The 25,347-nt window shown below is 62.6% G+C and carries 26 protein-coding genes; 2 read left to right on the top strand and 24 right to left on the bottom strand.

What is annotated here, in order from left to right:
* The 18 genes from QZ326_RS00555 to zapA form a co-directional block, all read right to left on the bottom strand.
* Window positions 1-414 (bottom strand): methylglyoxal synthase, encoded by a 414-nt coding sequence (locus QZ326_RS00555; protein WP_295740071.1) that lies wholly within the window; start codon window positions 412-414, stop codon window positions 1-3.
* 18 nt (window positions 415-432) lie between these two features.
* Window positions 433-1,179 carry an AAA family ATPase gene (locus tag QZ326_RS00550; protein ID WP_295740069.1) on the bottom strand — a complete coding sequence of 249 codons (747 nt, stop codon included), beginning with the start codon at window positions 1,177-1,179 and terminating at the stop codon, window positions 433-435.
* A 54-nt stretch (window positions 1,180-1,233) separates the two neighbouring features.
* Window positions 1,234-1,944 (bottom strand): 16S rRNA (guanine(527)-N(7))-methyltransferase RsmG, encoded by a 711-nt coding sequence (gene rsmG / locus QZ326_RS00545; protein ID WP_295740066.1) that lies wholly within the window; start codon window positions 1,942-1,944, stop codon window positions 1,234-1,236.
* Window positions 1,941-2,345: a large-conductance mechanosensitive channel protein MscL gene (mscL, locus tag QZ326_RS00540; RefSeq protein ID WP_295740063.1), complete on the bottom strand. Its 405-nt coding sequence runs from the start codon at window positions 2,343-2,345 to the stop codon at window positions 1,941-1,943. Before mscL ends, rsmG begins: the two co-directional genes overlap by 4 nt.
* Before the next feature lie 64 nt (window positions 2,346-2,409).
* Window positions 2,410-3,156, bottom strand: a complete 747-nt coding sequence (locus QZ326_RS00535) for a flagellar brake protein (RefSeq protein ID WP_295740061.1) — start codon at window positions 3,154-3,156, stop codon at window positions 2,410-2,412.
* A gap of 135 nt (window positions 3,157-3,291) precedes the next feature.
* Complete coding sequence (locus QZ326_RS00530) at window positions 3,292-4,338, bottom strand: acyltransferase (protein WP_295740098.1); 1,047 nt, start codon at window positions 4,336-4,338, stop codon at window positions 3,292-3,294.
* A 118-nt stretch (window positions 4,339-4,456) separates the two neighbouring features.
* Window positions 4,457-5,761 (bottom strand): serine--tRNA ligase, encoded by a 1,305-nt coding sequence (gene serS, locus QZ326_RS00525; RefSeq protein ID WP_295740059.1) that lies wholly within the window; start codon window positions 5,759-5,761, stop codon window positions 4,457-4,459.
* Between the two features lie 154 nt (window positions 5,762-5,915).
* Window positions 5,916-6,461, bottom strand: a complete 546-nt coding sequence (locus QZ326_RS00520; RefSeq protein ID WP_295740057.1) for a hypothetical protein — start codon at window positions 6,459-6,461, stop codon at window positions 5,916-5,918.
* Window positions 6,458-7,357: a ParB/RepB/Spo0J family partition protein gene (locus QZ326_RS00515; RefSeq protein WP_295740053.1), complete on the bottom strand. Its 900-nt coding sequence runs from the start codon at window positions 7,355-7,357 to the stop codon at window positions 6,458-6,460. Before QZ326_RS00515 ends, QZ326_RS00520 begins: the two co-directional genes overlap by 4 nt.
* A gap of 23 nt (window positions 7,358-7,380) precedes the next feature.
* Entirely contained in the window at window positions 7,381-8,139 is a 759-nt protein-coding gene (locus tag QZ326_RS00510; protein ID WP_295740050.1) for a ParA family protein, read from the bottom strand.
* Between the two features lie 324 nt (window positions 8,140-8,463).
* Window positions 8,464-10,344 carry a glycoside hydrolase family 13 protein gene (locus QZ326_RS00505; RefSeq protein WP_295740047.1) on the bottom strand — a complete coding sequence of 627 codons (1,881 nt, stop codon included), beginning with the start codon at window positions 10,342-10,344 and terminating at the stop codon, window positions 8,464-8,466.
* Window positions 10,345-10,417: 73 nt separating this feature from the next.
* Window positions 10,418-12,676 carry a penicillin-binding transpeptidase domain-containing protein gene (locus QZ326_RS00500; protein ID WP_295740044.1) on the bottom strand — a complete coding sequence of 753 codons (2,259 nt, stop codon included), beginning with the start codon at window positions 12,674-12,676 and terminating at the stop codon, window positions 10,418-10,420.
* A gap of 21 nt (window positions 12,677-12,697) precedes the next feature.
* Window positions 12,698-13,210: a hypothetical protein gene (locus tag QZ326_RS00495; RefSeq protein WP_295740041.1), complete on the bottom strand. Its 513-nt coding sequence runs from the start codon at window positions 13,208-13,210 to the stop codon at window positions 12,698-12,700.
* Window positions 13,211-13,678: 468 nt separating this feature from the next.
* Window positions 13,679-14,518 carry a rod shape-determining protein MreC gene (gene mreC / locus QZ326_RS00490; protein ID WP_295740038.1) on the bottom strand — a complete coding sequence of 280 codons (840 nt, stop codon included), beginning with the start codon at window positions 14,516-14,518 and terminating at the stop codon, window positions 13,679-13,681.
* Between the two features lie 13 nt (window positions 14,519-14,531).
* Window positions 14,532-15,110, bottom strand: coding sequence for a nucleoside triphosphate pyrophosphatase (locus QZ326_RS00485; RefSeq protein ID WP_295740035.1), 579 nt, complete (start codon window positions 15,108-15,110; stop codon window positions 14,532-14,534).
* 17 nt (window positions 15,111-15,127) lie between these two features.
* On the bottom strand, window positions 15,128-15,559 hold the full coding sequence (locus QZ326_RS00480) for a dUTP diphosphatase (protein WP_295740032.1): 432 nt from the start codon (window positions 15,557-15,559) through the stop codon (window positions 15,128-15,130).
* Between the two features lie 67 nt (window positions 15,560-15,626).
* Complete coding sequence (locus tag QZ326_RS00475) at window positions 15,627-17,705, bottom strand: U32 family peptidase (RefSeq protein ID WP_295740030.1); 2,079 nt, start codon at window positions 17,703-17,705, stop codon at window positions 15,627-15,629.
* On the bottom strand, window positions 17,702-18,031 hold the full coding sequence (gene zapA, locus QZ326_RS00470; RefSeq protein ID WP_295740028.1) for a cell division protein ZapA: 330 nt from the start codon (window positions 18,029-18,031) through the stop codon (window positions 17,702-17,704). The genes QZ326_RS00475 and zapA overlap by 4 nt, the downstream gene beginning before the upstream one ends.
* A 398-nt stretch (window positions 18,032-18,429) precedes the next feature.
* Between zapA and QZ326_RS00465 the strand changes: the two genes are divergently transcribed.
* Both QZ326_RS00465 and QZ326_RS00460 read left to right on the top strand, forming a co-directional pair.
* Window positions 18,430-19,323: a DnaD domain protein gene (locus QZ326_RS00465; protein ID WP_295740026.1), complete on the top strand. Its 894-nt coding sequence runs from the start codon at window positions 18,430-18,432 to the stop codon at window positions 19,321-19,323.
* 35 nt (window positions 19,324-19,358) lie between these two features.
* Entirely contained in the window at window positions 19,359-20,351 is a 993-nt protein-coding gene (locus QZ326_RS00460; RefSeq protein WP_295740023.1) for an ATP-binding protein, read from the top strand.
* Between the two features lie 174 nt (window positions 20,352-20,525).
* Here the strand turns inward: QZ326_RS00460 and QZ326_RS00455 are convergent, their stop codons facing one another.
* From QZ326_RS00455 to QZ326_RS00430, 6 genes are all read right to left on the bottom strand, one after another.
* On the bottom strand, window positions 20,526-20,978 hold the full coding sequence (locus QZ326_RS00455; protein WP_295740021.1) for a hypothetical protein: 453 nt from the start codon (window positions 20,976-20,978) through the stop codon (window positions 20,526-20,528).
* Between the two features lie 60 nt (window positions 20,979-21,038).
* A complete protein-coding gene (locus QZ326_RS00450; RefSeq protein WP_295740018.1) occupies window positions 21,039-21,446 on the bottom strand; it encodes a hypothetical protein in 408 nt (135 codons plus the stop codon).
* A 19-nt stretch (window positions 21,447-21,465) separates the two neighbouring features.
* A complete protein-coding gene (locus QZ326_RS00445; protein ID WP_295740015.1) occupies window positions 21,466-21,882 on the bottom strand; it encodes a helix-turn-helix transcriptional regulator in 417 nt (138 codons plus the stop codon).
* A 250-nt stretch (window positions 21,883-22,132) separates the two neighbouring features.
* Window positions 22,133-22,312, bottom strand: a complete 180-nt coding sequence (locus tag QZ326_RS00440; protein ID WP_295740012.1) for a hypothetical protein — start codon at window positions 22,310-22,312, stop codon at window positions 22,133-22,135.
* An 88-nt stretch (window positions 22,313-22,400) separates the two neighbouring features.
* The gene (locus QZ326_RS00435; protein WP_295740009.1) at window positions 22,401-24,182 is read right to left on the bottom strand and encodes a VanW family protein; all 1,782 of its coding nucleotides are present in this window, start codon (window positions 24,180-24,182) and stop codon (window positions 22,401-22,403) included.
* Between the two features lie 167 nt (window positions 24,183-24,349).
* Window positions 24,350-25,150: a ParB/RepB/Spo0J family partition protein gene (locus QZ326_RS00430; RefSeq protein WP_295740006.1), complete on the bottom strand. Its 801-nt coding sequence runs from the start codon at window positions 25,148-25,150 to the stop codon at window positions 24,350-24,352.
* Between the last annotated feature and the right edge of the window lie 197 nt (window positions 25,151-25,347).

Below are 25,347 nucleotides of genomic sequence, written 5' to 3'. Positions count from 1 at the left end.
TCAAGCGATAGGCCGGGTGGAGGGGTTGACAATATACCGCCAGTCCAAATCGCCCCGTGCAAGGCCCAGCACCAGCATTTCCGCCGTGGCGATGTTGCTGGCGAAGGGGATGTTGTTCTGGTCGCACAGGCGGGAGATGTAGGAGATGTCTCCGGCCATGCTCTCGTTGCTGGGGTCGTTGAAAAACAGCACCAGGTCAAACTCGTTGTAGGCGATGCGGGCGCCGATCTGCTGTGCGCCGCCGTGGGCATAGGTCAAAAAGCAGTGGACATCCAGGCCGGTGGCATCGGCTACCATGTGGCCGGTGGTATTAGTGGCATAGATGTGGTGACGGGACAGAATTCCGGCATAGGCTGTGCAGAATTGGACCATCAGCTCTTTCTTGTTGTCGTGGGACATCAGCGCAATGTTCATCTGTCTGGCTCCTTTCATTTATCTGATTCGCGCCAGGGGGACTTTTTCCCCCTGGATGCGTTTTGCGATATTTCGGTATGCGGCGGACGCGCCCTGTCCGCCGGAGGGCAGCAGGGGCAGGCCCTGGTTCAAAAGCAGGGGGAGGGTGTCGTCCTCCGGGACTATGCCCAGGAGGGGCAGCCCCGCCCGGTCGATGGCGTCGTCAATGGTGGCGTGGAGCTGGCGGAGCATTTTCTTTCGCACCCGGTTTACCACCAGATGCAGGCTTCCGGCGGGGAAGCGGTGGAGCTCCATCACCGTGTGCTGGGCGTCCCGCAGGGCGGTGGCCTCGGCCGTGGTGACCACAATGCAGCGGTCGGCTCCGCAGACCGCCAGCTGAAAGCCGGCGCCCAGACCGGCCGGGGCGTCCAACAGGCAGTAATCGTAGACGGTCCGGATCTCTGTCAGGAGCGTCTGCATCTGCTGTTCTGTTACCGGCGGCTGGCTGGTGCGGACGGGGGCTGTCAGCAGAAAGAGACCCGGCAGCTTGGGGTGCTCCACCACGGCGCTCTCCAGGGAGCACCGCCGCAGAGCCACGTCGGAGAAATCCATCAACGCCTTGTCTGCGAGGCCCAGAGCCAGATCCAGGTTTCGCAGGCCCACGTCGCAGTCCAGGCACAGCACCCGCCGGCCTGCCAGGGCCAGCGCCGCTCCCACGCTGGAGACCAGGGAGGTTTTGCCGGTGCCGCCCTTTCCGGAGACGGCGGCAATACATTGGCCGTTCATAGCGGGCCCCCTTTCTCTGATGATTTCTCAATGTACCGCGGGGGTACATAAACATTATAACGGATTTTTCTTAATTTTTGCAAATCCTCTGGGATATTTTTTCGGTGTTTCCCCAATTTTTTTTATGATGATGACCCGGTGGCGGATGTCCGTACCGGGGATTTCGTAATCTCTGACCGTCTCCACGGCGCCGCCCAGGAGTTGCAGGGCGCTTTCGGCGGCGGAGAGCTCCTGGCCGGACTCCACGGATTTCATGGCCAGGAAATGCCCTCCCGGTTTCACATAGGGCAGGCACAGCTCGCTCAGTGTCCGCAGCCCGGCCACGGCCCGGGAGGCGACGGCGTCGAACTGCTCCCGAAAGGCCGGGTCATGGCTCTTCTCCTCCGCCCGGGCGTGGACTGTGCGAATCCCGGTGAGCCCCAGGATCTCGCAGGTCTCCGTCAGCCAGTCCAGACGTTTATTCAGGCTGTCCAGCAGCGTGACCTCCAGGGAGGGAATCAGGATCTTCAGCACCATACCGGGGAAGCCTGCCCCGGTGCCCACGTCCAGCAGCTGTTTTCCCTCCAGCTGGCAGAGGTTCACCAGGGCGGCGCAGTCCAGCATGTGGAGTCTGGCCACCTGGTCCGGCTCTGTGATGGCGGTGAGGTTCATCACCTGGTTTTTCTCCAGCAGCAGCCGGGCGTAATGATCCAGCCGTGCCACTGCCTCTGCCGCGGGCTCCAGGCCCAGGGCCGGCAGGCCCTCATTCAGCAGCGGCGCGATCATCTCCGCTCCTTCAGGAGATCCCGGATCTCCGCCAGCAGCCTCTCCTCACCGGAGGGCTCCGGCGGAGCGGGGGGAGCGGCCTCCTCCTTTTTCTGGTGGAAGCGGTTGATGGTCCGTACCAGGCAGAACACCACAAAGGCCATGATAAGGAAGTTCAGCACAGCCTGAATGAAGTTGCCGTAGGCAATGGCGGCGCTGCCGATATTCAGCGACAGCTCCGCGAAGGAGACGCTGCTGGTGAAGATGCCCAGGACGGGCATGACGATGTCGTTGATCAGGGAGTTGGTAATGTTGGAGAAGGCGCCGCCGATGATGACGCCCACAGCCATGTCCATCACATTTCCCCGGGCGATGAAGGTCTTGAACTCCGTGAGAAAGGTGCTTTTCTTCTCAGAGGCCATAAAAGTGATTCCTTTCGGTATAGAATGCCTTGGAATATACAAAGCGGATGAAAAGACCGCCCGGTCACCAGTGGCCGATCTCCGTGCGCATATGGGTGCGCTTGACGCCGGTCTGCATCGTGAAGAGAATTTTGTTCAGGGAGGTGATTTCCTCCTCCGTCAGCTGGGCGAAGAGGAAGCCGTACCGGAACTGTCCCGGCTCGTGCTCAATGCACCGCACGATCTGGCCCACGAAGTTCAGGGGCGTGTAGTCGTCCAGCTTCAGGCGGATGCGCAGCACCTCGTCCTCAGAGTGGATATACTCCGACTGCACGCAGGCGCCGCCGGTGCTGATGTCCACCAGGATGCACTCCTCCGGCGTCTTGTAGTGCTCGTCGTCCCAGCGGTACAGCGACACGGGGACGCTGAGGGGCAGGCGGAAGGCCTCCCGGTTTTCTGCGTGGGTTTCCACCTGCACATTTTTCAGTTTGAGAAGAGTTCGGGTGGACTCCTGAACCGTGGCCCGCAGGCTGATGGGTATCATTTTCTTGTCATACCCGCTGGCGCATACGGCGGCCTCCAGGCTGCAGATCTTGAATGCCAGCCCGCCGGGCAGACGCTCCAGCGTCAGTGTGGTGGAGGTGAGGGCTGTGATCTTTCCCGCCAGCAGCGGCGTTCCGTCCGGGGTTGTCACATCAATGCGCATTCCCTCGCACAGCTCTCCTGTGGTGGCGCTGTTGGACTGGCCGGTTTTTCCGTCCGTGCTCTGGCCGGCCTCCAGCTCGTAGTCGTCCTCAGTTTCTCTGGAGAAAAGAGATGAAAAAATGCTCATATGGCACCGCCTTTTCTTGGATTTGCCTCTTGGCGCAGTCGTTCTGCCAGGGGCGGGGGAGGAACAGTATTGGTTGGAAGGGAGCTGAAAATGATTTCTATTTGTATAAAGAATAAGAAAATATACAAATCGGAATTAAACGAGCCATTTTCCCACAATGGGAATATGGATGAGAACCGCCCACACTGCCAGGGAACAGGCCAGCACAGCGGCGGCGGTCAGAGGGATGAAGAGGAGACAGGGTCCGGTGACGGCACTGAGCCCCAGCCGTCCCAGCTCCCAGTAGGGGAGCAGGTGGACCAGATACACGCAGAAGGAGGCCCGGGACAGGGTGTGGAGCGATGGCGGCGGCTGCCGCTCTTTCAGTGCGGAGAAGGCCCAGCCGCAGATTCCGGCGGCCAGCAGTGCCGTGCCGGGACTGGTCCCTTCCAGCAGCGTCTCGTTCAGTCCGCCCTCTCCCAGAGAGAGGACGGCAGTTCCGCCGTAGATAATTAGAAATCCTGCGGCGGCGGTCAGGGCCCAGGGCCTGGGGGAGGCGGCGTACTTTCGCAGATACCAGCCCAACAGCCCGTAGCCCACGCTGGTGTAGGCCAGGTTCAGCCCGTATTGGGTGGGAATACCTCGAAGCAGGGTCAGGGGCCAGCATCCCTTGAACGTGGGATAGAGAATGCCCAGAACGGCCCACAGAATCACCAGGTACTCCAGCGTATGCCGGTCCGCGTGGGCGGTGATGACCCGGGTCATGGGAAGCAGGGCGTAGACCAGCAGGGCGATGTGCAGATAATACAGGTGATTTTGGTGGTGGAACGCCAGGACCTGTTTGACGGCGTCCGCCGTTCCTGGGACGGTGAGCCCGCCGCCGTAAAATGCCATCCGCCACAGCCGGTAGATCAGGGCCCAGGCCAGCAGCGCCGCCAGCAGCCGGGGGATCTTTCGGAGCCACAGCTGCCGGATGGTGAGTTCCCGGCGGGGGTCCAGCATCAGCGCCCCGGTGAGCATCAGGAAGATGGGCACGCTGGCGCGGCTGACGGATGCCCAGAACAGGGCGGAAAGCCAGTCAAAGGAGCCTGGGGGGCGGCTGAATCCGCCGGTAGAGACGTGAATCAGGATTACGCCGGTGATTGCCAGCGCCCTGAGAAAGTCTCCTGCGGCGTCACGGGGTGGGGAAGGAGTTTGTGCTATTGAGTTTCACCTCTTGTTCAGTCTCTTGTGTCTACTGTGATTTGATGCATCCCCAGGGGGCCGCCGCCCCCTGTACCCCCGCAAGCCCTTGAAAAGGCTTGAGCGAAACTTTTGATTCTTAGGCTTTGGGTGTCAGCTTCTCTTTGCCGCCCATATAGGGCCGCAGGACCTCCGGAATCAATACGGTGCCGTCTGCCTGGAGATTGTTCTCCAGGAAGGCGATGAGCATCCGGGGCGGGGCCACGCAGGTGTTGTTCAGGGTGTGGCACAGCTGGGTTTTGCCGCTCTCGTCCTTGTAGCGGATGCGGAGCCGGCGGGCCTGGGCGTCGCCCAGGTTGGAGCAGGAGCAGACCTCGAAATACTTCTGCTGCCGGGGGCTCCAGGCCTCAATGTCGCAGGACTTCACTTTCAAATCCGCCAGGTCGCCGGAGCAGCACTCCAGCTGCCGCACGGGGATGTCCAGGGACCGGAACAGCTCCACGGAGTACCGCCACAGCTTCTCATACCAGTCCCGGCTCTCCCCGGGCTTGCAGACCACAATCATCTCTTGCTTTTCAAACTGGTGAATGCGGTACACGCCCCGCTCCTCGATGCCGTGGGCGCCCTTTTCCTTACGGAAGCAGGGGGAGTAGGAGGTGAGTGTCTGAGGCAGTTTCTCATTGGGTACGATCTGGTCAATAAACCGGCCGATCATGGAGTGCTCGCTGGTGCCGATGAGATACAGGTCCTCGCCCTCAATCTTATACATCATGCCGTCCATGTCCGTCTGGCTCATGACGCCCTCCACCACGTTGCCGTGGATCATAAAGGGGGGGATGCAGTAGGTGAAGCCCTTGCCGATCATGAAGTCCCGGCCGTAGGCCAGCACCGCCTCGTGGAGGCGGGCAATGTCTCCCAAGAGGTAGTAAAACCCGTTGCCGGAGACCCGCCCCGCGGCGTCCAGGTCGATGCCGTCGAAGGACTCCATGATCTCCGTGTGGTAGGGAATGGGGAAGTCCGGCGTTTTGGCCTCACCGAAGCGCTCCACCTCCACGTTTTCGCTGTCGTCCCTGCCGATGGGAACAGACGGGTCGATGATCTGGGGAATCAGGAGCATCCGCTTGTGCAGCTCCGCCTCCAGCTCCGTCTCCTGCTGCTCCAGCTCCGCAAGGCGCTCGGCGCCGGCCTTGACCTGTGCCTTGACCTTTTCCGCCTCTTCCAGCTTGGAGGGGTCCTTTTTGGCCTGGCCCATCAGCATTCCCACCTGTTTGGAGAGGGTGTTCCGGGCAGAGCGCAGCTGGTCGGCTTCGGCGATGGCGGCCCGCCGCCTGGTGTCCAGGTCAATGGCCTCGTCCACAAGGGGGAGTTTCTGGTCCTGGAATTTCTTTTTAATGTTTTCCTTAACGATCTCCGGGTTCTCCCGGATGAATTTCATGTCCAACATGGTTGGTTCACCTCAAATTTCAATCAGTATCTTGTGAATGTTTCACGTGAAACAATGAGAGTAAATTATGTTTCCTCCAGCAGGGGGCCGCAGGGTTTCCGGGAGGGCAATGCCAGTCGTTTCACCGTGCCGCATCCCGTCTTTTTGCATCGGTTCAGCCCTCCAGAGCCTCTACGGCCTCTTTCAGCTCCCGATACCGGAGTGCGGGGCTGGTGACGTCCACAGCGCCGCCGCCGTCTGGGAGGAGCTTTACCATATCGCCGTCCTCCATGGTCCGGATGGTCTCCCGGCAGCCCTCGAAGTCCCGGAGCAGATACTGCTGCTGCAAGGCGTACAGGTAATACAGCGCGTCGGTCTGGCGAAGGAGGCGGTCGTATAACTCCTGGGTCTCGGTTGCCCGCCGGGTCTGCAAATCGGCCTCCGCCTGGGCGTCGTCCAGCGCCTCCTGGAGTGTGATAACCCGCTCTTGGAGCTCCTGCACCTCCTGCATGGCGGAGACGGAGCCCTGGAGCCGTCCGATGGCCTCGGTATTGCTCCGCTGGTGGGAGAAGAGGGACCAGATCATCAGCAGAAGGGCCACAGTGAAGAGGACGAAAATATAGACGATAACCGGCTTTTTTTCGCCGGAACCGGAGGAGGGCGTCTCCTCCGGAGCGGGGGAGGCGGGCTCTCCGGTGCCGTTTCGCCGTTCCAGCTTCATGCCTCCGCTCCCTTCCGCTTCACTTGGATCAGGGCCAGGGCGTCCAGCAGGTCGTTGAGGTCGTCCACACCGTAATACTCCAGTTCAATACGGCCCTTCTTCCGGCCGGTGACGATCTTCACGCCGCGGCCCAGCCGGGAGGAGAGATCCTTTTGCGCCTCGGCGGTATAGTCTACGTCGAGGGAGGGCTTTTTGTCCCCTGCCGGGTCTGATTCAATGGGCGGCTGCTTTCCCATCTTTTTGGCCAGCCGCTCCGTCTCCCGGACGGACAGCTCCTGGAGGACCACCATGGCGGCTGTACTCTCCTGCACGGCAGGGGAGAGGGGCAGCAGCGCCCGGGCGTGGCCAGCGGAGAGCTTTCCCTGCTCCACCATCTCCCGGACAGTGGGCGTCAGGCCCAGCAGCCGCAGCGCGTTGGCCACGGCGCTGCGGGATTTTCCCACCCGCTGTGCCGCCTCCTCCTGGGTCATGTGGTAGTTTTCCATAAGAGACTGAAAACCGGCGGCCTCCTCCATGGGGTTCAGATCCTCCCGCTGGAGGTTCTCAATCATGGCCAGCTCCGCGGCCTTGCGGTCATCGGCCTCAATGACAATGGCAGGGACCTCAGTCAGTCCCGCCAGCCGGGCGGCCCGCCAGCGCCGCTCCCCGGCAATGATCTGGTAATAGCCGGAGGAGAGCTTCCGCACGGTCAGGGGCTGAATGATGCCGTGCTCCCGAATGGAGTCCGCCAGCTCCGCCAGCGCCGCATCGTCAAAGAGCTTCCGGGGCTGGGAGGAACAGGTCTCCACCTGGGAGATGGGCAGGGACAGACTGCCGGAGGATTCTGTTTTTAATACGTCGTCGCCCAACAGGGCGCCGAGGCCCCGGCCAAGGCCGGTGGGCTTTTTGGATGCCATGTAGTGCTCCTTTCAAAAGGGCGTTAAGCGCCCTGCTTTTTCAAGAACTCCGCCGCCAGCGCTGCATATGATTCCGCGCCCCGGGAGGTGCGGTCGTAGGCGCTGATGGGCTTTCCGTGGCTGGGGGCCTCGGAGAGGCGGACATTTCGGGGAATGACGGTGGCGTACACCTTGCCGGGGAAGTAGTGCTTAACCTCCTCCGCCACCTGAAGGGAGAGATTGGTCCGCCCGTCGAACATGGTCAGCAGCACGCCCTCCATCTCCAGCTGGGGATTCAGGGAGCGGCGGACAATGCGCACGGTGTTCATCAGGTCGCTGAGGCCCTCCAGGGCGAAATACTCCCCCTGTACCGGCACCAGAATGGCGTCGGCGGCGCAGAGGGCGTTGAGAGTCAGCAGCTCCAAAGAGGGGGGGCAGTCGATAAACACATAGTCGTAGTTATCGCTGACCTGGCCCAGGGCCTCTTTCAAGAGAAATTCCCGACGCTCCATACCGATCAGCTCGATGCCTGCTCCGGCCAGAGCCTTGTTGGAGGGAAGCACATCGCCGTATTTGGTATGTACCAGAGCGGAGGCGGCGGGGATCTCACCGATCAGCACATCGTAGATTCCCTTGGAGACAGTCTTGTCCACTCCCATGCCGGACGTGGAATTGGCCTGGGGATCAAAGTCGCAGAGCAATACCCTTTTTCCGTTTTCGGTGAGGGCGGCGGAGAGGTTGACACAGGTGGTGGTCTTGCCGACTCCGCCCTTTTGGTTGACAATGGCGATAATCTTTGCCACGGAGGCACCTACTTTCCAAACTCAGGCGCGGTGCGCCTGTTTGTGCCCGCCGCGAACTGACATGGGCGGGGTCTCATATAGAGAACATTATATCAGGGGAGAACATCCCTTGCAAGGTTAAATGTGTAAAATGTGATATAAATTTACGGCGGCAGAAAGAATGTTTCACGTGAAACAATTTTCGGCGGCCCCGGGACCGGAGTCTCGAAGCCGCCGAATGGGGAAAAGCCATATTTTTAGAAGCTGTATTCAAAGAAGGGGGAATACTGGACGGGCGCAAAAGGACCCGTCCAGACGGCGTTCAACGCCTGTGAATAGGGCTTCTTAGCCGGGCGTCTCCGCCAGCAGAAAACCGGTGAGGGAGGGGAGAGACAGCTCCAGCGTGGTTTCCGCTGGAGCGAACTGCTGTCCGGTGAGCAGGTCCTCCGCAGGGCCGCCGTCCCAGGGGAGGGTAAGGAGCCGGGTCGCCTCCGAGGCGTTGACCACCGCCGTCAGCCGCTGCCCCTCCCATTCCCGGGAAAAGGCCAGCAGGGGACCGGAGGCCTCCAGCCATTGCAGGGCTCCCCTTTGCAGAGGAAGCTGGTCCCGCCGCAGCCGGCCCAGCAGCCGGAACCAGGCCAGCAGGTCCTGGTCCTCGCCGCCCCAGGGATAGGTCCCCCGGTTAAAGGGGTCCTCAAAGCCCTCCATTCCGGCCTCATCCCCATAGAACACCGTGGGAGTGCCGGGAAAGGCGAAGAGCACCAGGGCAGCCAGCCGCAGCCGGGCGAGGCCCCGGGCCCGCTCGCCGGGGGAGAGGCGGTAATTTGCCCGGGCCTCCTTGCTCTCCGGCAGGACGTCGGCCCCCAGGGCTGTCAGCACCCGGGGGGTATCGTGAGTGCCCAGGAAGTTCATGGCGGAGTAAAAGGCCTGCGGAGGATAGTTCTCCCGCAGGGTCTCCATGGTCTCCTGAAAGAGCTCCGCCCGTTCTTCCCGGAGAGAGGTCAGCAGGGAAGAGCGGAAGGGATAATTCATCACGCTGTGGAGCTCCCGGCCCAGCAGGTACCGCCGCCGCTGGGAGTAGGCCACCTTGGTGCTGGCATCCTCCCAGACCTCTCCCAGGAGGAACGCGTCTGGAAAGTCCCGTTCCATAACAGAGCGGATTTTTTCAATAAACCAGTCAGGAAGCTCGTCAGCCACGTCCAGCCGCCAGCCAGAGGCCCCGGCCCGGAGCCAGCGGCGGATGATGGAGTTCTCCCCCTCAATGATGTAATCAATATAGCTGGGACTTTCCTCCCGGACGGCGGGCAGCGTACGGATGCCCCACCAGGCATCATAATCCGAGGGCCAGGGATGAAAGGAGAACCAGCCGGCGTAGGGGCTGTCGGGACTTTGGGCCGCGCCTAAAGTGGGATAAAAGCCGTCCTCGTTAAAATAGAGGCTCTGAGAGCCTGTGTGGTTAAACACGCCATCCAAAATTACCCGAATGCCCAAATCTCCGGCTCTGGCGCACAAGGTGCGGAAATCCTCCTCTGTGCCTAGCATGGGGTCGATCTTAGAGTAATCTGCCGTATTATAGCGGTGGTTGGAGGCGGACTCAAAAATGGGGCAGAGATAGAGAGCGGAGACGCCCAGCTCCGCCAGGTAGGGGAGCTTGGAGAGAATACCTGCCAGAGAGCCGCCGAAGAAGTCCCGGTTTCGGACCTCCCCGTCCGCATCGGCCTGCCAGGCCGGCGGATCGGACCAGTTCTCGTGGACCCAGCGGTTTCCCACCATGCCGGAGGGGTCCGGGACGGCAAAGCGGCAGAAGCGGTCAGGAAAAATCTGGTAGGAGACGCCGGCGCCGAACCATTGTGGCGTAGGAGTTTCCTCATAAACTGTCAGCTGCCAGGGGTCCGTCTGTCCATCGCTGCGGTAGCCGGAGCGGTCCAGAGTGCAGCCGGCCCCGTCGTCCCGCCAAAACCGGAAGTGATACCACATCAGCTCTGGTTCCTGCGGGGCGCAGATTTCCGCCGAGAAGCGGATGCGGTCCCCCTCCGGCCCCTCCCGGGCAAATTCGATCTCTCTTTCCGAACCGGAGAACTCCCCCCGCAGAATGACGGCGCAGTGGGTGAAGCCCTCGGAGGCCAGAGGACGGCAGCAGAGGGTCACAGCGGCGCCGCAGGGAACAGCGCCGAAGGGCGTTTTACAGAAGCTGTGGCGGGGATCAAAGACAAACGGTTCACTCATGAAAAAACTCCTCGTTTTAGAATGGGGCGGGGAATTGAAAATTTTCAAAGTGCGAAGATGAGGAAGCGCAAGGTCAGGGGAGAAGCTGGTTGTCCCCGGTGACAGCGGTCTCCGTCTCGTCGGGGGTAAAGTAGGCGTTGATGACGCTGACGGCAGTGGAGGCCAGCTGGGCACCGGCGTTGCCCTGCTCGATGACCAGGGCGATGGCGATCTCCGGCTCGTCGTAGGGGGCAAAGCACACGAAGCAGCCGTTATTGGTGATCTCAGAACCCAGCTGGACGGTGCCGGTTTTGGCGCCGGCTTCTACCACACAGTTGTTGAAATAGGGGGCCAGGGTGGTTTTGGTCAGGTTGTGCATGCCGGTCTTCACGGCGTCCAAAGTGCTGTCGCTGATGTTGACGATGTTGGAGGGCTCCTTGTTGCCCACCGCCACCACCTGGGAGTTGTCATAGGTCTTGGCAGTTTTCAGCAGATGGGCGTCGTAGTGCTTGCCGCCGGAGACCAGGGTGGCAATATAATTGGCGATCTGGAGAGGGGTAAACAGGTTGTCGGACTGGCCGATGGCCGCCTGGACAGTGTCGCCGCCGTACCAGACCTCGCCCCGGGCCTCCCGCTCCTCCGGGCCCGCCAAAAGGCCCGGGTTGTCGCCAATCTCGATGCCGGTGCTCTTTCCAAAGCCAAAGGCCTCGGCGTACTCGTCAATCTTCTCGATGCCCAGACGGTAGCCCAACTCATGGAAGAACGTGTTGCAGGAGGCGGTGATGGCCTGGGTCACATTGAGCCGCCCGTGGCCGGCCCGGTTCCAGCAGTTCCACCACCATTGACGGGTTCCTGCCACGATATCGGGATAGTACCAGCGGCCGGAGTCCATAATCCGCTCCGACAGGGTGACCACGCCCTCCTCCAGGGCTGCCACAGCGATAAGCGGCTTGAAGGTGGAGCCGGGGGAGTAGCGGCCCGTAGTGGCCCGGTTTACCAGAGGACGGGACTCGTCGGTGTTCAGCTGGGCCTTGTAAGTGTTGTCTTGGATATAGGCGGCCAGGTCGTACATGGGATAGGAGACCAGGGCCAGCACCTCGCCGGTGCCCACCCGCACTACCGCAAGGCCCGCGCCCCGGGTGGTGTTGCCGTCCTTCTCGCTCATGGCGGAGACGGTGGCGGCCAGAGCCTCCTCCGCCGCCTGCTGAAATTTCAGGTCAATGGTCAGTTCCACGTTGTTTCCGGGCTTGGGACTCCTGGTGTAATACTCGCCGGTGATCTTGCCGTCGCTATTGACGGAGACTACCCGCCGGCCGTCGGTGCCCCGGAGATAGTCCTCAAAGGCGGCCTCGGCGCCGGAGCGGCCAATGGTGTCGTCGCCGTTGTACCCCTTGGCCCGCAGGGCCTCCAGGTCGTCTTCGGCGTAGATGGGGCCCACCATGCCCAGAATATGGGCGGCGGCAGAGGTTTCGATCTCCCGGGCATAGGAGCTGGTGACCTTGGCGCCGGAGTAGCCGCCGTCGTTGATCAGGGAGATAAACTCTATGTCGATATCCTCCGCCAGGATATAGGGCACCGTGGTGTCCAGCTTGCGGAGGTAGAGCTCATACTGGATGCCCAGCACCAGCCGGGCCTCCCCCAGGGAGAGGGCGGGGGAGAGGCCGAAGTCCTCCCGCATCCACTCCAGCAGCGTCTGGGGAGTGATGCCCGCGCCGGTAAGCAGCTGGGCGGTCAGGCGCCGGGTGGAGAGCAGCTTCAAAAGCTCCTCACCCAGTTCCCGCTGGCGGGCGGCCTCCTGCTCCGGCGTCACCTCACCCTCCGGCGGCGAAAGTTCCGGGAGAGCCGGGTCCTCCTCGCTCTGGGGCGCAACAGCGTCAGGATGCTGGAGAAGATAGGCGGTCAGGGCCTCCCTGGAGGGTTTCAACGCCTTGAGATAGGAGAGGAAGCGGCTTTTCAGCACGGTATCGCCCAGCTGGTCCAGGGTGTAGGTATAGGGCAGCTGGCGGGAGACGGGCAGATTCTCAATCCAGTCCACGCCGTTGGCCTGGCAGAGCTGGATCAGACGCAGAATCGCCTCGTTCTGGTTCTCGCCCTCCTTCAAAAGGCTGGGGTCAAAGGTCAGATTGTAGGTGGAGCGGTTGGACACCAGAGTCCGGCCATTGCGGTCGGTGATGATGCCCCGGGAGGCCTCCACCGTCTCCGCCCGGGGAATGGAGCGGATGGACTGGGTGGCGTAATCCTGATGGTGAACCACCTGGACGCTGTATAAAACGCCCAGATAGACCAGCAGGACGGCAATCAGAAGGGCACCCAGGAAAAAAAGGCGGAAATTGCGGGATTCATGTTGGTCCATGAGAACTCCTTAAAAACGCGGTCATTCGTCGGGATGGGTGCGGTGGAATACCGCCTGGAACAGCAGGGTAACAGGGATGATCCACGGCGCGGTGACGCAGAACTCCCGCAGGGCCAGAAAGGCTCCGGCCCCCCAGGCGGCTTTGCCCCGGCTCCACAGGACGAAACAGGCGAAGCCGTCTGTCAGGGCGAAGGCCATGGCCGCGGAGGCCAGGGAGCAGAGAAGGCCGGGGCGCAGCAGGCTGTGGGACAAAAGGGAGGCAAACAGTCCCACCAGGGGAAATACCAGAGTGTAAAAGCAGGGGATCGGCGCCGGCAGCAGCAGGTCGCAGGCCACGCCCACCATCATGGAAAAGATCGTACCGGCGGCGGGACTTTCCCAGGTGGCGGGAATGGCGGCCAGCAGGGGACAGACAAAGGGAATTACGCCCCAGAGGGTGAGGCGCTGGAGAAGGGCGCTCTGCACCGTCAAGCACAGCACGGCGGCGGCGGAATAGAGGAACCATTTGAAAATCGTCTCATTTCGTGCCAGCACGGGAGGGGGCTCCTTTCGTAATTGGGAATTGTGCGGGGCGCCGCCCCACAGGGCGGGACGGGGAAGTCCCGCCACGGGCGGGGACGAGAGGGTCCGGCCACGGGCCGGGGACGGGGGTTGTGCCGCTTTGCGGCACGGAATGCACCCCCCATTTTCTCTTTTTCTGAGCGCAGAAAAAGAGAAAACGGGCCGTGCACGGTCCAAAAGAGAAAAAGACACTTTTGGCGGTTGGGGAAGCATTTTGCTTCGATTGAAAGGCGCTCAGCGGACTTGATACGTGGACGCAAGGACTTTCTCCTCTTCCCGCGCTTCCGCGCCTGGTTTGTGCGGTCTGGGAGGGTACCTGCTTATATCGGCAGGTTCTGGTACTTGTGGGGCCGGCAGCCCTCTGCCGGCCATTTCCCCTCAAGCTCGAACCATGCGATTTCCAGACCGCTGTGCTTTTCTCAGTATTATTTGACAATGGCGTTAGGTGACCACATCAAAGTCCTTGATGACAAAGACCTCCGTCAGGGCGGCAAGGTCTGCCTTGGGGGCCAAAATGGCATAAGAGGCGGCGCCGGAGTCGTCCACCAGCACCTCTTCCACCGTGCCGATCACGAGGCCGGAGGGATAGTACCCGCCCAGGCCTGAGGTCTGCACCAGGTCGCCCGCCAGCAGCTGGCATCCGGCTGGCAGAAGCTCCAGCCGCAGCCGCTCTTCCTCCATCAGGGAGAAGTTTCCGGCGGCCAGCGCCAGGTCCTTGGTGCGGAACACCTGGGCGCCCAGGGAGGTATCCGTGTCCACCACGGTGAGCACCGTGCACCAGTTCATTCCCACCTCCCGGACCACGCCCACCAGGCTGCCGGTGCCGTCAATCACTGCGTCGCCGCTCTCCACGCCGTGGCTGGTGCCCTTGTTCAGCGTCAGGGAGGAGGTCCAGTTGGTCACCGAGCGCTCCGTGATCATGGCGCTCTCCAGCACCAGGTCCCGCCGTTGCTTGCGCAGCTCAAGTGCGTCCCGCAGGATCTCGTTCTCCTTGCTGTCGTCCTCCGCCTGGCGGAGGTCCGCCTCCAGCTCGGCGATGCGCTTGCGCAGGGCGGCGTTCTCATCCAGCAGATCCGTGGTGTCACGGTAGTAGTTCTGCTTGTCGTTGAACCAGGAGGCTACGGCAGTGTAGGCCGAGCGGAAGGGGGAGACCAGCACGTTTACCGCGTTTACCAGGGGAGAAGAGGTGGCGCTGAAATAGGACATGAGTGCCAGCGTCACGGAGATGACCGCTCCGGCAAACAAAATCCAAAGGCCGTTGTTTTTCAGGAAATTCTTCAAGGAAACCCCACTTTCATTTCAAAAGCGTGACGCCGAACCGCTCCAGCATCCGGCCCAGCCGCATGACGGGCAGTCCCATTACGTTGAAAAAATCGCCGTCCAGCCGCTCCACCAGTAGCGCCCCCTTGCCCTGAACGCCGTAGGCCCCGGCCTTGTCCATGGGCTCGCCGGTTTTGATATAGGCCAGCAGCTCCGCCTGCGCGGCAGGGCGAAAGTACACGCCGGTGGACTCGGACTCCGTCAAGCGGCGGTCCCCCTGCCGGACGGTGACGCCGGTGCAGACGGTGTGCCGCCGTCCCTGGAGGGCGGTGAGCATCCGCAGGGCGTCCTGTTCGTCCCTGGGCTTGCCCAGCCGGGCCTCGTCCAAAAAGACCATGGTATCGGCGGTGATGACAATCTCCTCCGGCGCGCACAGCGCCGCCGCGGCATCCGCCTTTTCCCGGGAGATGTGGGCCACCACCTCCGGCGGAGTCAGCCCCTCGGGGAAGGTTTCCTCCACCTGCGGCACCCGGATGTCAAAGTCCTCAATGCCGATGCGGCGCAGCAGCTCCTGCCGCCGGGGAGAGGCAGAGGCCAATACGATCTTCGCCATAGAAACGACCTCCCCCGCTATTTTCCCGTGGAGCCGAAGCCGCCCCGGTCAGGACTGTCCAGCCGCTCCACCCGGGTGAATTTCAGCGGGGGCTGATTCTGCATAATACGGAACTGGCAGATGCGGGCATTTTGCTCAATGGTCACATCCCGGGTGGCGTAGACCGGGAGAAACCACTGGTCGTTGTCTCCCCGGTAGGTATAGTCCACAATGCCCATGGAGTTGGCCTGCAAAATCCCGTAGTTCTTAAAGGTGGAGCTCCGGGGGACCACATGGGCCTCATATCCCTCCGGCAGGGCGATGGCCACGCCCAGAGGGATGAGCCGGAATTCTCCGGCCTTCAATGTGACCTCCCCGGCGGCGTGCAGGTCGATCCAGTCGGATTTCCCCGCCACATAGCACAGCTCGTCAATGGCGTCTGTAAAATATTTTACCTTCAATTCTTCCATATAAAACTCCAGATAATAAACAATCCGTATTTTTTGTACAATAATATACGGACCGTGTTTGATTTTCTCATTCAACGCCCCGTTTGTAGAGGCCGCGGGTAAAGGTTCCCCGGGCGGGAGCGCCCTCCAGATAGTCCCGGAACACCTGAACGCATTCCGCGGGGCTCTCTGTGGTGAACCGCAGACGGGCATAGCGGAGACCCAGCCGCCGGAAATCCGGCAGCTCCGCCAGCCAGAGAGGGCGGTCATTCTGGATCTCCGTCCGGTGGCCGTAGGCGGGCAGCAGGGGGAAAGCCGCCCCGGTGCGGTCCCGGAGAAAATTGGGCTGGTCACAGCGGCAGGAGCCGCTGTTCTCCAGCAGGCAGTTCTCCGTGATCATCAGGGGCAGCCGCCCGTAGACGATGGCCTCCGCGGGCAGGGGCTTTCGCAGGTCCCGAATCTGGGAGAAGCGCAGCTCAAAGGAGACGCAGGCGGAGCGAAGGCCCTTCTTCCGCAGGTACTCCAGAGAGCGGCTATTGAATACGTTCAGTCCAAAATCACCGTAAATATACAGACCGGAATCACGCAGCAGGGGAAGATGGCCGATATTTCCCGCCAGGGCGCCGGTGACACCCAGGGATCTGGCGTGATCCAGCCAGGTTTTCAGCTGGGGCTCGTCCCGGTCCCGCCAGACCCGGGGCAGAATGGCACACCACTCCGTCTCCCCCGCCGGCAGAGTGGAAAGAGAGGGCAGAAGCTCCAACGGCACACAGACCCGGGCGGGGTTCAGGGCCACCAGGGCGGGGGAGAGCTGGGCCATGCCGGTCACGGAGACGGTCCACTGGAGAGCGCCGGACCCGCAGGTGTTCTCCGGCGGGGCCGGAGGCGGCAGCTCCCGCCGCAGCGGCGGATGGACCCGGGCCTCCGTCAATGCCGACAGGGCGTCCCGCCGCAGGGCGTTGACGGCGCTGGCGGGCAGGGACAGGCCTCCGTCCAGCTCCACCGTGACCTCCCGGCAGGCGTAGGCAGTGCCGCCGGTCTTCCGGAGACGGGTCTCCAGCTCCTCCGCCGTCAGGGCCCGGCTTCGGGCCGCCTCCGGCACAGGGCCGGAGACGGTGACAGAATGTCCCGCACTGTCGGCGGCGGTGAGGGCGCAGGGCGCCCCGGCGGAAACCCGGCAGGTGAGGTCCACGGGGACGGTGCGAAGGCCATCCTTTTCATAGGCGGCCCTGACCTCCGCAAACAACGCTTTAGGTTCCGGGGTATTCTCCGGACGGACGCCGAACATGCCCGCGCCGTGTTTTCCCTGCCAGTACCAGCTGGTAAAGCCGGAACGGGAGAAAGCGGTTTCCAGCTCCCGGTTCTCGGCGGCGGTGGGGCCGCGGCCCTCCGCCAGCAGGCGGGCGTAGATCCGGGTGACCGCGGCCACATACTCCGGCCGCTTCATCCGCCCCTCCAGCTTGACACAGCTGACGCCCATGCGGGCCATATTTCCCAGTTCTCCCGCCAGACAGCTGTCCTTCAGGCTCAGGGGGAAGTGTTTTTTGGCGGGCTCATTGACGCCGTAAGGAAGGCGGCAGGGCTGGGCGCACCGGCCCCGGTTGCCGGAGCGTCCGCCGATCAGCGCGCTCATGGCGCACTGGCCGGAGTAGCACATGCACAGCGCCCCGTGGGCAAAAACCTCGATCTCGGCGGGACAGTTCCGGATGATGGCCTCTGTGTCCTCCGCCGAGCACTCCCGGGCGATGACCACCCGCTGGCAGCCGTCTCCGCAGGCCTCGCGGGCTCCGCCGGAGGTAAAGACGCTCATCTGGGTGCTGGCGTGAAGGGGAAGGTCCGGAAGGCACAGGCGCAGCAGGGTCAAAAGGCCCCAGTCCTGCACCAGCACCGCGTCCGCTCCCAGGCGGCAGGCCGCGGCAGCGGTCTCCAGGGCCTGGGGCAGCTCCTGGTCAGTGAGCAAGGTATTCAGGGTCAAAAAGACCCGGACGCCCCGGACATGACAATAGGCCAGGGCCTCCGCAAACTCCTCGTCCGAGAAGTTCCGGGCGCCCCGGCGGGCATTGAAACTGCCCCAGCCCAGGTATACGGCGTCCGCGCCGTGCTGTACGGCGGCCCGCAGCGCCTCCGGGGAGCCGGCGGGGGCCAGCAGCTCCGGCAGGCGCCTCACCGGCTCTGGCGCTCCAGCTTCTGCTGGAGGCGAAAGACTTCGCGCTTGAGCTCGCTGACCTCGGACTGGGCCTGGGCGGCCTCGTCGGCATAGCCCTTGATCTGGCCCCGCAGCTGTTCCGCTGTCTCCTGGGCCTTCATCAGCTCGTCGGCGATATTGACGGCGGTAAGCACGGCGGCGTTGACCCGGCCCACCTTGGCGCTTTCCTGAATTTCCCGCATCTTTCCGTCTACATAGACTCCCACCCGCTGCATGTAGGAGGGGGATTCCTCCGCTACAAGGGTATATTCATCGCCGCAGATATTCACGACCACCCGGTTTGCCATGAGACATTCCTCCTCTTTTTGAAGCGCAAAGCGGATCCAGTCAATTTCACAGCGTATAGTATAGCACATGGAGCGGCTGTGTGCCAGAAAAAATGGGGATTTTTCCAAAAAATTCACAAAATTCTGGTGGGGGGCCCTGCGGGGAATGGGGGTCCCGCGCCTCGGGCGCGGACGGGGGAGTCCGGCCAAGGGCCGGGGACGGAGGTGCACGGCTTCGCCATGCAGGATGCACCCGCCATCATCATGGCTGAACTCTCCCGCGCCCGTCAGGGCGAGTAAAAGCGGCGTCCCGCCCCGCGGCGGGAATCCTCCAGAGAAAACCCCTGGCCAGGGCTTGCCCTCCCGAAATTTTTCGTGTAGAATGAGAGAGCAAAAAACGCAGGGAGGAGGGACAGGCCATGTCCAGCGTATTGATCCATACCGGAGACGAGGGCGTCACCCTCACCGGCCAGGCGGTGAAACGCCTGCTGGAGCGGGGCAACGGAGACGCGGCGCTTTTGTACCTGGCCCTCCTGCGCCGCCACGGCGGCGTTCCCCCCCGGTCCCTGGCAGGGGAGCTGCGGTGGGACCGGGCCCGCATCGAGGCAGCGGAGCGGACGCTCCGGGAGCTGGGACTCATCGCCCCGGCGGCGGAGGAGCTCCCTCCGGAGCCGGCGGAGGAAAGGCCGGCCTACCGGCAGACGGACATTGCCGACCGGCTGGAGGGCAGCGCCGAGTTCCGCAGCCTCACCGCTGAGGTGGAGCGGAAGCTGGGCAAAAAGCTCACCGCGCCGGACGTGGGGGTCCTGCTGGGGCTGAACGACTACCTGGGGCTGCCCGCCGATGTGATCTACCTGCTGGTGTGCCACTGCTCAGAGCGGGTACAGCGGCGGTACGGCCCGGGCCGCCGGCCGGGGATGAAGCAGATCGAGCGGGAGGGCTACGCCTGGGCCCGGATGGGCATCGACAGCCAGGGGGCGGCGGCGGAATACCTGAAAAACTACGCCCAGCGGCAGGAGCGCGTGCCGCAGTATATGCGGGTTCTGGGCCTGGGGGAGCGGATGCCGGCGGCGTCGGAGGAGAAGTACCTCACCGCCTGGCAGGAGATGGGCTTTCCGCCGGAGACGGTGGCCCTGGCCTATGACAGGACGGTGCTCAAGTGCCACGAATTGAAGTGGCCCTACTTAAACGGCATTTTGAAGCGGTGGCACGAGGCGGGCCTCCACACCCCGGAGGAGGTGGAGGCGGGCGACGGCGGCAGGAAACCGCAGGAGAAGACCTCCGGCGGCCGGGGGGCCTGGGAGTACGTCTGAGCGCCGGGGCGGAGGCAGGATAAAGGAGAGAAGAGATGGCTTACGACGGAAAAATCATGCGCCGGGCCCTCCAGGCCTTTGAGGAGGAGCGGCGGGCGCGGGAGGAGCGGGAGGCGCGGCGGCGGGAGGACATTTTCCGGCGGGCCCCCCGGCTGCGGGAGATCGACCGGGAACTGCGCGCCGCCATGGGCCGCCTGGTCACCGTCACCTTCCGCCGGGGCACGGACCCCGGGGAGGAGGTGGCGCGGCTGCGGGTGGAGAACCTGCGCCTTCAGCGGGAGCGGCAGGCGCTGCTGGAGCAATTGGGCCTGCCGGAGGACTGCCTGGAGGAGAAGCCCGCCTGCCCCCTGTGCGGGGACACGGGTTACCGGGACGGCGGCGTGTGCCGGTGCCTGCGGAGCCATTACGCCCGGGAGCAGCAAAAGGAGCTGAGCCGGATGCTGGACCTGGGAAGCCAGAGCTTCGACACCTTCTCCCTGGAGTGGTACTCCGACCGGGTGGAGCCGGGGGAGCGGAAGTCCGCCCGGAGCCATATGGAGGAGCGGGTGTACAACAGCTGCGCGGAGTTCGCCCACCGGTTCGGCCGCCGGTTTGAAAACCTGCTGTTCTTCGGCGCGCCGGGGCTGGGGAAGACCCATCTCTCCGCCGCCATCGCCCGGGAGGTGAGCGGGGCGGGGTGGTCCGTGGTGTACGACACGGCGGGGCACGTGTTCCGGGTGTTTGAGGACGAGAAGTTCGGCCGGGAGGAGGCCGGGGAGGACGTGGAGCGGGTGCTCCGGTGCGACCTGCTGATTCTGGACGATCTGGGGACGGAGCTGACCACGGCCTTTGTGCAGAGCGCGCTGTACGAGATCGTCAACACGCGGCTGGTGGAGCGGCGGTCCACAATTCTCAGCACAAATTTGATGCCAAGCGATCTGGGGCGGCGGTACTCGCCCCAGGCGGCGTCCCGGATTGAGGGGGAGTATCAGCTGCTGCCCTTCGTGGGGGAGGATATTCGGAAATTGAAGAGGGAGCGGCAGCGGTAGGCCATCGGTTTACGGAAGAGGAAAAGGGAGTATCCGCCTGTTTTACGGGCGGATGCTCCCTGTGTGGTGCCTATTTCCTTTTTCTCATGACGATGATAAGGCAAATTGGGATGGCGGCAAGAGGCGCGTATCGCATGACTACCATTGTCAGCCACAAAAACCAACTAGCCATAATTATGTATAATCCTCGGCGTAAAAACAGTGAGAATCGCTCTCAAAATAGACGTTCTCATACTGCATCCCCGAGACAGGACTTGTCCAGGAGATCGTCAACTCTCCAGACAGCCGCCAATAAACCAAGCCTTTTCTGTTTGCTTCTGTCCAGGTCTCAACATATACGTCGTGGTCAACGCAATTAACCCCGCCGGTATATCTGCACGTCTTTGTATCAATGGAAATCACATTTCCACCCTGCGCGTCATATAATCCGGCAATCTGCACATCGAAGTATGCCCATCCCGGAGGGAAGTTCCGGCCGGAGTCAATTTTTATTGTGTTTGTATAGGTATAGGGTATCGGCATGAGTCTCGCAGTGCTTGCTTCGCTCGCCGCCGCGGGGAGTACGGTAAAGGATAAGATGATAGAAAATACCATCAGCAGGGATAGCATACGACGCATTTTTTTCATATATATCCTCCGTTCTATATAATTATGATGTGTTTGTTGGTTTGTCGTGTGAATCTACACTTAATAGGTCACAGTACCGGAAACAGAAACGGCGGAATCGGAATTATTTCGGATTGCCAAGGTGTAATACCCCCGCTGGTCGATCTTGAAAGTCTCGCTAAAGCTGCCCCGCTGCCCCGGGAGAGAATAAAACAATCCGTCCGGAGCGATCAGGCCGAAATCCACACTGGCGGACCGGGGGGTATAGGTGGCCGTGATGGTCACGGTTTCGCCAACGTCCAGAAAAAAGTCCGAATCTGCGGTAAAAGTTGACTGTTTGCTGACATCCACGCTGAACCGGCCAGAGGCCCGTTCAATTGACAATGTATCCGCTTCCGGCTCCGCCTGAACCGCGCCAGCCTCCAGTGTCAGGCAGGCAAAGGTCAGGACGCTGGCCAGCAGCAGGCAGAATGCTTTTTTCAATCTCATGGTGTTCACCTCCTTTCTCTTATGGCCACTCCAGTGAAAAGGTGCCGTCAGATATTACTCCCTCCTCTCCTGTTAAATCGCTGAGATTGTGGGCGTCCTCGCGCTGGCTCAGGAGCAGCGCGGCGACGCAGACCGTCAGGATCAGGACTGTCAGGCTCAGAGCGGCCAGCGCCAGGGCTGTCCAGCGCTTCGCCGTTTTTTCCCCGTCCGCGGGGGGCGGTTCCTTTTTGGAGGGCTCCTCCCGGCCGTTGAGCAGATCGTCCACCGGTACGCCGTAGAGCCGGCCCAGGGACGCCAGGTTTTCCATGGTTGGAATGGACGTCCCCACCTCCCACCGGGATACCGCCTGGCGGGACACATGTACGGCCTCCGCCAGCTCCAGCTGAGTGAGGCCCTTTTCCTTTCGCAGGCCGGTCAGCTTTTCCTCCAGCTTCATCCCACCCATTCCTCCTTCACTTTACGAAAAAATGCCGCCAATGTAAACCGCACCGGGGTTGCAGGGAGGCAATTGCCGGTTGCGGTTCCCGTTGTATGTCATTACTCCCCGTTTCCCACTTGCCGGGGCCGATTCCGTTTATGCAAATATATCTCACCGGGTCCATATTGTCAAATTTAAGAGGCGGCGCCGCTGCGCGTCTGCTGTATTTTTAGGACTGTTTATAGATAAGAACGCCGTTTCCGTGGATTTACCGGGCCTTTTTCAGCTTTTCAATTTCCGGGATGTTCCGCCGGGTGACGGCCTCCAAAACATCCAGACGGAATTCCAGCTTCTGGCGGTCAATGCAGTCTGTCATGCGGGCCTCGGACGCGCTGATTTTCTGATCCATCACTTCCGCGATGGCCTGCAAATCCTCCTCGTCAAGCATGCTCTTCACCTTATGTCCATTATAGGGGGTCAAGGCGGGAGACCGGGGGGAGAAAAAGAGACGGAGCGGGCGCTCCGCCTCCGGCCTGCTACATCTCAGGCAGAACGATGATAGGGGGATTCGTCCCCGGGTCCTGAATGGGGGGCTCAACCGCCGTGCCGGGGTCCGTCACCTCCGGCAGGTCCACCACAAACCCGCCGGGATCCGGGTTCACCGCCGGAACAGAGGGCTCCGCCTCCGGACCGCGGAGGATTACCCGGTTGCGGACCTTGTAGTCGCTGGTGTCCTCGTACTCGCTGGAGATCAGGGTGCCGTCGGCGGCGTAGACGTTGCGGTAGGTCCGGCCCTTGTAGCCGGTGTAGGGGGTGACCTTCACCACCTCCTGGCCCGGGGCCAGGGTGGGGTCGTCCTCGTAGACCACCTCGAAGGGGGTGGAGGAGATTGGCTCGTAGGTCATCTTCACATAGGTGCCGTCCACGTTGGTGCCCAGCAGGCGCACCGTGAGATAGCCCTTTTCGTAGACAGTCTCGATCTTGATGGGATAGTCCGTGTTGTTGGTGAATTTGTAGTCCGGCCCGCCCCAGGAGACGGTGGCGTCCATGCCCTTGCCGATGTAGGCGGGGACGTACCGGTGGGCGTACCGCTCTGTGATCTCCAGGTTGGCCCGGAGGCAGGCTAAGTACAGCGTGGAGGAGGGCTGGCACACGCCGCCGCCGATCTCGTCCACCGTCTCGCCCTGCACATAGGCCGGCGCGGGCTGGTAGCCCTTGGCCGCCGTCCGCTGGCCCACGGTTTCGTTGTAGGAGAACACGTCTCCGGTGTTGAGCACCACGCCGTTGAAGGCGGCGGAGGACAGCTTTACGTTGGAAATGCGGGCCGCCGTGCCGGATACGTGGGTCCGGGCCTCTCCCAGCACGTCCCGGAACAGCAGCTCCTCCAGGTCCTCCGCCGTGACGGCGGGGAGCTGGATGTCCGCGGTGACGCGGACGGTGGAGCCGGGCTCCGCCGCGTCCATGGCGGCCTGGGCGGCGGGAATGTCAAAATCCGCCCCCACCTGCTCAGGGGTGATGGCGTCGTTTTCGGCGTCGTATCCGGCGTTTTTCACCTCGCCGCTGACGGCATCGTGGATGTCCTGGGCGGTGAGAACCTCTGTGGGGGAGAGAACTTCCCGGGGGAGGGCAATGGTAAGGCTGCTGTTCCAGGAGCGGTCCTCCAGCGCGGATTGCAGCGCGTCCGCGTCCAGGGACTGGCCGTCTTTGGGAATCCGCACCAGAAGGGCGTCCTCCTCCACGCTGTAAGAGGTGTTCTCCGCCGGCCAGGAGAGACTGTCCGCCACACGTCCGGCGGTCTCCGCCGTCTTCTCCGGGTCCAGGGTGATGGCGTCCGGTTTGCTGAAAGTGTGGGCCTCCTCCCGGGAGAGGTAGCGGTATCCGGCGGTGAGGAAGGACTGGGACCGCTGGGTCTGATCCGCGAAGTCCACCAGGGCGGGGACGTCCACCTCCGCGCCCAGATCGCTGAGGGGGATATCGGCGCCCATGCCGGAGTCCGCGCCGGTGGAGTAGTTCTCCGGCGCGTCCGGCGGGGTGGTGTCATCAAGGAGCAGGAGCCGGATGGCCATGTCCGGCAGGGTGGCCTCCAGTTTCTGAACGGCCTGGTCCCGGGTGAGGCCGCCGATGTCCTGTTCCAGAACACGGGTGTTGCTCCAGATCGTACCGCTGTTGACCGCGTAGGCGCACAGGCCCAGATAGGCCCCGCCGGCAATAAGGGCCGTCAGGCCCAGGGCAATCAGCAGAGGTCCGCCGATGCCGCCGCTCTTTTTCAGCCGGGTTCCCCCGGTCCGCATTTCCACGGCTTCGTTGATCTGTTCCATGAAGCCCCTCCTGTCGTTTGTTCCTTTTGAAAAGCGCCGCACACAACCGGCCCTTTTCTGCCACGATGTATTGTAACACATTCCCGGTGAAAAAAAGGTTACAATACAGTAACAATAAAAGGAAAATAAGGAGAAATGTTTTGATATGAGGCGGGAGAGAAGCGCACCTATGGGCGGGCGGGGCGCTTGGGGATGCGGATGGTGAGGAGGATATCGTCCTCCGTCTCCTCCCGGCCGCAGGCCGCGTCCACCCCGGCGTCCCGGATGATCTGGAGGCCACGGTCCACGCTGTTGAGAAAGAGCCGTACATCTTTTATAATGTAGGTCCGCCGCCCCGCCGGAGGCGTGGACTGGAGGGCGGCCAGCCGCCGGTCCACATACTGCTCCGCCTGGGCCACGGTGAGCTGCTTGTCTGCCATGTGCCGGGCGGCCGTCAGACGCTCGCTTTCGTCCTCCAAGCGCAGGAGGGTGCGGGCGTGGCGCTCCGCCAGCCCTCCGGTGACCAGAATCTCCCGGCAGGCGGGGGAGAGGCGCAGGAGCCGCAGCTTGTTGGCCACCGCCGAGGGGGAGCGGCCCAGCAGGGCGGCGGCCTCCTCCTGGGTGGAGCCGGACGCCTGGATGTAAGCGGCGATGGCGGCGGCCTCCTCAAAGTAGTGCAGGTCCTCCCGCTGAAGATTTTCCACCAGGGCCAGCAGGGCGGACTGGCGGCTGTCCACCGCCGCCTCGATGCAGGGTACCGTCTCGAGACCAGCCAGCCGGGCGGCCCGGAGCCGCCGCTCCCCGGCCACCAGTTCCCAGCTGTCCCCCCGCCGCCGCACGGTGAGGGGCTGGAGGATGCCGTGGCGCCGGATGGAGGACGCCAGCTCCCGCAGGGCTGCCTCGTCAAAAAACCTGCGGGGCTGGGCGGGATTGGGGCGGATGTCCGCCACAGGCAGCCGAAGGACCCGCCGTTCCTCTGTGCGCTCCATAGAACCGCCTCCTTTGTGTTGTTGATATTTCCTATATTCTACATATTGTGGAGGGAGAAGGCGGCTGGAATCTGTCGAAGGAGAAAAAAAGGAATGTCCTGATCCGTGGGCGGGCCGGGGCATCTACAGGACACCGGGGAAGACCGGGGAAGACCGGGGAAGACCGGGGAAGACCGGGGAAGACCGGGGAAGACCGG

This window comes from uncultured Oscillibacter sp. (assembly GCF_910587525.1).
Taxonomy (GTDB): Bacteria; Bacillota; Clostridia; order Oscillospirales; family Oscillospiraceae; genus Oscillibacter.
This window is presented reverse-complemented; position numbering and strand designations above follow the sequence as displayed.

Bases quoted from the DNA above. Each gene is read 5' to 3' on its own strand.
- QZ326_RS00430 (WP_295740006.1), bottom strand. From the start codon at position 25,150: ATGGAGCGCACAGAGGAACGGCGGGTCCTTCGGCTGCCTGTGGCGGAC.
- QZ326_RS00460 (WP_295740023.1), top strand. From the start codon at position 19,359: ATGGCTTACGACGGAAAAATCATGCGCCGGGCCCTCCAGGCCTTTGAG.
- QZ326_RS00535 (WP_295740061.1), bottom strand. From the start codon at position 3,156: ATGAGCATTTTTTCATCTCTTTTCTCCAGAGAAACTGAGGACGACTAC.
- rsmG (WP_295740066.1), bottom strand. From the start codon at position 1,944: ATGATCGCGCCGCTGCTGAATGAGGGCCTGCCGGCCCTGGGCCTGGAG.
- mscL (WP_295740063.1), bottom strand. From the start codon at position 2,345: ATGGCCTCTGAGAAGAAAAGCACCTTTCTCACGGAGTTCAAGACCTTC.
- QZ326_RS00550 (WP_295740069.1), bottom strand. From the start codon at position 1,179: ATGAACGGCCAATGTATTGCCGCCGTCTCCGGAAAGGGCGGCACCGGC.
- QZ326_RS00505 (WP_295740047.1), bottom strand. From the start codon at position 10,344: ATGAGTGAACCGTTTGTCTTTGATCCCCGCCACAGCTTCTGTAAAACG.
- QZ326_RS00485 (WP_295740035.1), bottom strand. From the start codon at position 15,110: ATGGCGAAGATCGTATTGGCCTCTGCCTCTCCCCGGCGGCAGGAGCTG.
- QZ326_RS00450 (WP_295740018.1), bottom strand. From the start codon at position 21,446: ATGAGATTGAAAAAAGCATTCTGCCTGCTGCTGGCCAGCGTCCTGACC.
- QZ326_RS00480 (WP_295740032.1), bottom strand. From the start codon at position 15,559: ATGGAAGAATTGAAGGTAAAATATTTTACAGACGCCATTGACGAGCTG.
- QZ326_RS00500 (WP_295740044.1), bottom strand. From the start codon at position 12,676: ATGGACCAACATGAATCCCGCAATTTCCGCCTTTTTTTCCTGGGTGCC.
- QZ326_RS00465 (WP_295740026.1), top strand. From the start codon at position 18,430: ATGTCCAGCGTATTGATCCATACCGGAGACGAGGGCGTCACCCTCACC.
- QZ326_RS00520 (WP_295740057.1), bottom strand. From the start codon at position 6,461: ATGAAGCTGGAACGGCGAAACGGCACCGGAGAGCCCGCCTCCCCCGCT.
- QZ326_RS00440 (WP_295740012.1), bottom strand. From the start codon at position 22,312: ATGCTTGACGAGGAGGATTTGCAGGCCATCGCGGAAGTGATGGATCAG.
- QZ326_RS00455 (WP_295740021.1), bottom strand. From the start codon at position 20,978: ATGAAAAAAATGCGTCGTATGCTATCCCTGCTGATGGTATTTTCTATC.
- QZ326_RS00515 (WP_295740053.1), bottom strand. From the start codon at position 7,357: ATGGCATCCAAAAAGCCCACCGGCCTTGGCCGGGGCCTCGGCGCCCTG.
- zapA (WP_295740028.1), bottom strand. From the start codon at position 18,031: ATGGCAAACCGGGTGGTCGTGAATATCTGCGGCGATGAATATACCCTT.
- serS (WP_295740059.1), bottom strand. From the start codon at position 5,761: ATGTTGGACATGAAATTCATCCGGGAGAACCCGGAGATCGTTAAGGAA.
- QZ326_RS00445 (WP_295740015.1), bottom strand. From the start codon at position 21,882: ATGAAGCTGGAGGAAAAGCTGACCGGCCTGCGAAAGGAAAAGGGCCTC.
- QZ326_RS00435 (WP_295740009.1), bottom strand. From the start codon at position 24,182: ATGGAACAGATCAACGAAGCCGTGGAAATGCGGACCGGGGGAACCCGG.
- QZ326_RS00555 (WP_295740071.1), bottom strand. From the start codon at position 414: ATGAACATTGCGCTGATGTCCCACGACAACAAGAAAGAGCTGATGGTC.